The 5,031-nt window shown below is 67.6% G+C and carries 6 protein-coding genes; 3 read left to right on the forward strand and 3 right to left on the reverse strand.

Annotated elements, in window-relative coordinates; genetic code table 11:
* The 3 genes from sphsw_RS20335 to sphsw_RS07145 all read left to right on the forward strand — a co-directional run.
* Positions 1 to 651, forward strand: a 651-nt coding sequence (locus tag sphsw_RS20335) for a PLP-dependent transferase (RefSeq protein ID WP_042466751.1), incomplete at its 5' end; no start/stop codon positions are given.
* 42 nt (positions 652 to 693) lie between these two features.
* Complete coding sequence (gene bluB, locus sphsw_RS07140; RefSeq protein ID WP_031440001.1) at positions 694 to 1,347, forward strand: 5,6-dimethylbenzimidazole synthase; 654 nt, start codon at positions 694 to 696, stop codon at positions 1,345 to 1,347.
* 222 nt (positions 1,348 to 1,569) lie between these two features.
* Positions 1,570 to 2,418 carry a TorF family putative porin gene (locus sphsw_RS07145; RefSeq protein WP_031395899.1) on the forward strand — a complete coding sequence of 283 codons (849 nt, stop codon included), beginning with the start codon at positions 1,570 to 1,572 and terminating at the stop codon, positions 2,416 to 2,418.
* A 218-nt stretch (positions 2,419 to 2,636) separates the two neighbouring features.
* Here the strand turns inward: sphsw_RS07145 and sphsw_RS07150 are convergent, their stop codons facing one another.
* The 3 genes from sphsw_RS07150 to sphsw_RS07160 all read right to left on the reverse strand — a co-directional run.
* The gene (locus sphsw_RS07150) at positions 2,637 to 3,050 is read right to left on the reverse strand and encodes a DUF3035 domain-containing protein (protein WP_031440002.1); all 414 of its coding nucleotides are present in this window, start codon (positions 3,048 to 3,050) and stop codon (positions 2,637 to 2,639) included.
* Complete coding sequence (gene lspA, locus sphsw_RS07155; protein ID WP_031395901.1) at positions 3,043 to 3,546, reverse strand: signal peptidase II; 504 nt, start codon at positions 3,544 to 3,546, stop codon at positions 3,043 to 3,045. Before lspA ends, sphsw_RS07150 begins: the two co-directional genes overlap by 8 nt.
* Positions 3,539 to 5,031: class I tRNA ligase family protein (locus sphsw_RS07160; protein WP_152555422.1), on the reverse strand; the 1,493-nt coding region annotated here is incomplete at its 5' end. The genes sphsw_RS07160 and lspA, both read right to left, overlap by 8 nt.

Below are 5,031 nucleotides of genomic sequence, written 5' to 3' on the forward strand. Positions count from 1 at the left end.
GTGACGACCCTGCTCGACAATACCTGGGCCACGCCGCTGTTCTTTCCAGCGATCGGCCACGGGGTCGACCTGACGATTTTGGCGTGCACCAAATATGTCGTCGGCCATTCGGACGCGATGCTCGGATCGGTGACGGCAGGGCCCGGCCATTTCAAGGCGCTGCGCGAGACGAGCTTCCAGCTGGGGCAGATCGCCAGTCCCGACGATTGCTGGCTCGGCAGTCGCGGGCTGCGGACGATGGCGGTCCGGCTCGCCCAGCACCAGTCGAGCGCGCTGGCGATCGCGCAGTGGCTGGAGGCGCGTCCGGAGGTGGCGCAGGTGCTGCATCCGGCCCTGCCTGGCTGCCCGGGGCACGATCTGTTCGTGCGCGATTTCAAGGGATCGAGCGGGCTGTTCTCGTTCGTGCTGGACGGCGGTGACGAGGCGTCGCGGGCCGCGCTGATCGACACGCTCGAGCTGTTCGGGATCGGCTATAGCTGGGGCGGGTTCGAAAGCCTGGCGCTGCCGGTCGATCCGCATCGCTATCGCAGCGTCACCCGCCGCGAGGTCGCCGGGCCTATGGTCCGTCTGCAGATCGGGCTCGAGGATCCGGCGGACCTGATCGCCGATCTCGACGCCGGGCTTGCGGCGTTTCGGGCGGTGCGCGGCTAGCGACCTTGCTCGCCGGACGTGAGCGGGTACAGCGTGGTGATCATGCATACAGAACCGCCCGACGCTGAAGGCCCGGTCTTCGATACGGCGTTTCAGGCCAGGCTCGATCTGCTGTTCCGCTGGCGCCGTGACGTCCGCCGATTCCGGCGCGACGCGCTGCCCGCGGGCGCAGTCGACGCGCTGCTCGCGATCGCCGACGCCGCGCCGTCGGTTGGGCTCAGCCAGCCCTGGCGGTTCGTCACGATCGACGACCCCGCGCGACGCGACGCGATCCGCGCGGACTTTGCCGCCTGCAACGCCGCCGCGCTGGCCGGGCAAGACGAGACGCGTGCCGCGCTCTACGCCCGGTTGAAGCTCGCCGGGCTCGAGCAGGCGCCCGTTCACATCGCGGTGTTCGTCGAACCCGATCCTAGTCAGGGTCATGGTCTGGGGCGTCAGACCATGCCGGAAAGCGTCGCCTATTCCGCCGTGATCGCGATACACACACTGTGGCTGGCGGCGCGCGCGCAGGGGATCGGGCTCGGCTGGGTCTCGATCCTCGACCCCGCACGGATCGCGCACATTGCGGGCGTGCCGGAGGGATGGCGGTTCGTCGGCTATCTCTGCCTCGGTTATCCCGAAAGAGACGCGGACATGCCCGAGTTGGCGCGTGAGGGGTGGGAAGCGCCGCGGCGCACGCCGATCCTGCGTCGATAGGCCCGCGCGCACCCGAGCGTTGCGACCGAGACGGTGTGTCCGGTGCGCAACATCCATGGCGTCAACACCGCGCCTGGCGCAATAATCGCTTGTGCAGTGCATCAACGACTGTCATTCATTTGTCACCGCAGGAAAGACCGCGCTCGGAGGCCATGCCTCGATAGATGCGGCGTCCGCGGGTGCAGGCGGGGACATCGAATTTCCAGTTTCGAAAGGGAAACGATGCGCTTCTCCACTATCCTCTTCGGCGGCCTCGCGCTGGCTGCCGCACCCCCTGCGTTCGCGCAGGATACGGCGCCACCCAAGGACGTCACGGTCAGCGGATCGGTCGGACTTGTCAGCGACTATCGCTTTCGCGGCGTGTCGCAGTCGGACGAAAATCTCGCGGTCCAGGGCGGCATCACGATCGCGCACAAGAGCGGCGTCTATATCGGCACCTGGGGGTCGAACCTCGCCGGCTGGGGCACGTTCGGCGGCGCCAACATGGAGCTCGACCTGATCGCCGGGTACAAGCTTCCCGTCGGTGGCGGCACGCTCGACGTCGGCGCGACGTGGTACATGTACCCGTCGGGCTTCGACAATACCGACTTCATCGAGCCCTATGCCAAGCTCTCGGGCACTGCCGGCCCGGTCGCGCTGACCGCGGGCGTCGCCTATGCGCCCAAGCAGCAGGCGCTGGGGCCTTGGTATTCGAACGGCACCTCGGCCGCCAACGGGGTCTATGACCGCGTCAACGCCAAGGATTCGAACCTGTATTTGTGGGGCGATGTCAGCAGCGGCATTCCCGATACCGGGCTGACCGTAAAGGCGCATGTCGGCTATTCGAACGGCAACAAGGGGCTCGGGCCATTCGCCACCAGCGTGTCGCCGACCGGCGAATATTTCGACTGGCTGGTGGGTGCCGATTACGTGATTCCGGGCACGCCGCTGACCTTGGGCGTCGCCTATGTCGATACCGACATCAGCAAGGCGGAGTCGGCGTATCTCCAGCCGAGCTTCAGCCGTGGGCAGGACGGCGTCGGTTCGATCGCCAACGGGAAGGTGCTGGCGTCGCTGACCGCCGCGTTCTGACGTAGCGCGGGTGCTGTCGTCGTCTTGGCGCTTGGCTGGGATGGCGGGAGCGCGCGGTTGCGGCATTTTGCACGGCCGCTTCCTGCCTCCCTCTCGTCACCCCAGCGGAAGCTGGGGTATCCTACGGAGCAGGGGCGGGCGGGGTGGCCATCGACCGAACACGAAAAAGGGCGGCCCCCCTGCGGGAGCCGCCCTTTTTCGCGTCTTGCGGCAGCCGCTCAGTTGGCGGTTGCGCGCGCATCCTGGCCGTCGCCTTCGGGGGCGGCAACGATGTCGCGCGTGGTCGAACCCTTGTCGATCACGGTCGTGCCGGGATCGCCCGCGCTCGACCGGATGCCGGGATCGGCGGCGCTGGGGCCCGCTTCGCTCAGCACGCCGGCTTCGGCAGGGCTGCGCGCAGCGGTGCCGCCGAACAGCGCGTCGAGCGTCTGGGCGTTCGCGGCGGTATCCTGCGGCCGTGCGGCACCCGGCTGCGGCGGGACCAGCGCGAAATCGGGGGGGATCACCAGCGGAGCCTGGCGGGCGACGGCGAACTCGTCCGGCCGCGCACGATCGAGGCTCTTGCCGGCGCCACAGCCGGACAGCAACGCGACGCTCGCCAGACCGGCAGCCAGGGGCACAAACTTACGCATGGGAATTCTCCACAGGGGGCTTCTCGCGCACGAGCAGCGCCCGGACAAGCAGGACGAGCACGCCGACAGTAATCGCTGCATCCGCGACATTGAAGACCAAAAACGGGCGCCACTCGCCGATATGCAGGTCGGCGAAATCGACGACATAGCCGAGCCGGATCCGGTCGAGGATATTGCCGACCGCACCGCCGAGCACGAAGCCCAGCGCGATCTGATCCGCCCTGTTCTTCTCGCGCGTCATCCAGATTGCGACCCCGACCGAGATCGCCCCCGTCAGCAGCACCAGCGCCCAGCGCGTCAGATGGCCATCGGCGGGCAACAACCCGAGAGAAATGCCGATATTGGGCACGAAGCGCAGGTCGAAGAACGACGTGATCGTTTGCGCATCGCCGAGCGAATCGATCCCGAGCGGGCGCGTTACGGCCCATTTGCTGAGCTGGTCGGCGAGGAACAGCGCGATCGCCGCCCCGAAGCCGGCCTTTGGCAGGTTACGCATGCGCCACCACCTCTTCGCACCGGTCGCAGAGCTCGCCGTCGGTCGTCACCTCGGGGAGGTGGCGCCAGCAGCGACCGCATTTGTGGAAGTCGGTGCGCGTCACGGTGACCGCATCGCCCGGCGTGACCTTGGCGACGATGAACGCCTCGGCCAGAGCGTCGGCGTCGAGCAGCATCGATGGGACGGTGATCTCGGCCTCGAGGCTGGACCGCACGGTCTTCTCGCGGCGCAACGGCTCGATCGCCTCGGTGACGGCGACGCGCAGCGCGCGGATCTCATGCCACTTGGCGCCGACCACGTCGTCCGCGTCGAGCGACGGGAGCGACGGCCATTCGAGATAGTGGACCGAGCTGTCGTCGCTCGGGAAGCGCGACTGCCAGACTTCCTCCGCGGTGAAGCACAGCACCGGCGCGGCGTAGCGGACCAGCGCGTGGAACAGCACGTCGAGGACGGTGCGGTACGCGCGACGCTTCACGTCTCCAGGCGCGTCGCAGTAGAGCGAGTCCTTGCGGATATCGAAGAAGAACGCGGACAGGTCCTCGTTCGCGAAGTCGGTCAGCAGCCGCGTGTAGCGGTTGAACTCATAGCCTTCCGCCGCCTGGCGCAGCTCGGTGTCGATCATGCCGAGACGGTGGAGCACGTAGCGCTCGAGTTCGGGCATGTCGGACACGGCGACACGCTCGGACTCGTCGAAACCCTCGAGCGCGCCGAGCATGTAGCGGAACGTGTTGCGCAGCTTGCGGTAGGAATCCGACGCGGTGGCGAGCACCTCCTTGCCGATCTTCACGTCGTCGAAATAATCGGTCGAGGCGACCCACATGCGCAGGATGTCCGCGCCGCTCTCACCGATGATCTTGAGAGGATCGACGACGTTGCCGAGGCTCTTCGACATCTTGCGGCCCTGGCCGTCGAGCGCGAAGCCGTGGGTGAGGACCGCGTCATAGGGTGCGCGACCGCGCGTGCCGCAGCTTTCGAGCAAGCTCGACTGGAACCAGCCGCGATGCTGGTCCGACCCTTCGAGGTACAGGTTGGCGCGTGTGCCTTCGCCGTAGCGCGCTTCGACCGTGAAGACGTGCGTGCAGCCCGAATCGAACCAGACGTCGAGGATGTCCTTCACGACCTCATAGTCGGCGAGGTCGTAATCGGGGCCGAGCAGCGCCTGGTGGCCGTCGGCGTACCACGCATCCGCGCCGTTCTGGCGGAAGGCTTCGACGATGCGCGCGTTGACGGCGGGGTCGTTGAGGTACTGGCCGGTGGCGCGGTTGACGAACAGCGCGATGGGCACGCCCCAGGCGCGCTGGCGCGAGATGACCCAGTCGGGGCGGCCCTGCACCATCGAGGTGATCCGGTTTTCCGAGCGCGCGGGGATCCAGCTGGTCGCGGCGATCGCGTCGAGTGCGATTTCGCGGAGGGTTGCGCCGTTGCTCGACCCAGGCCCTTCGACTTCGCTCAGGGCGAACGGCGGGGCGGCCGCATTCCCAACCC

It is taken from the genome of Sphingomonas sp. FUKUSWIS1 (assembly GCF_000733135.1).
Lineage (GTDB): Bacteria > Pseudomonadota > Alphaproteobacteria > Sphingomonadales > Sphingomonadaceae > Sphingomonas > Sphingomonas aerolata.

Bases quoted from the DNA above. Each gene is read 5' to 3' on its own strand.
- bluB (WP_031440001.1), top strand. From the start codon at position 694: ATGCATACAGAACCGCCCGACGCTGAAGGCCCGGTCTTCGATACGGCG.
- sphsw_RS07145 (WP_031395899.1), top strand. From the start codon at position 1,570: ATGCGCTTCTCCACTATCCTCTTCGGCGGCCTCGCGCTGGCTGCCGCA.
- sphsw_RS07150 (WP_031440002.1), bottom strand. From the start codon at position 3,050: ATGCGTAAGTTTGTGCCCCTGGCTGCCGGTCTGGCGAGCGTCGCGTTG.
- lspA (WP_031395901.1), bottom strand. From the start codon at position 3,546: ATGCGTAACCTGCCAAAGGCCGGCTTCGGGGCGGCGATCGCGCTGTTC.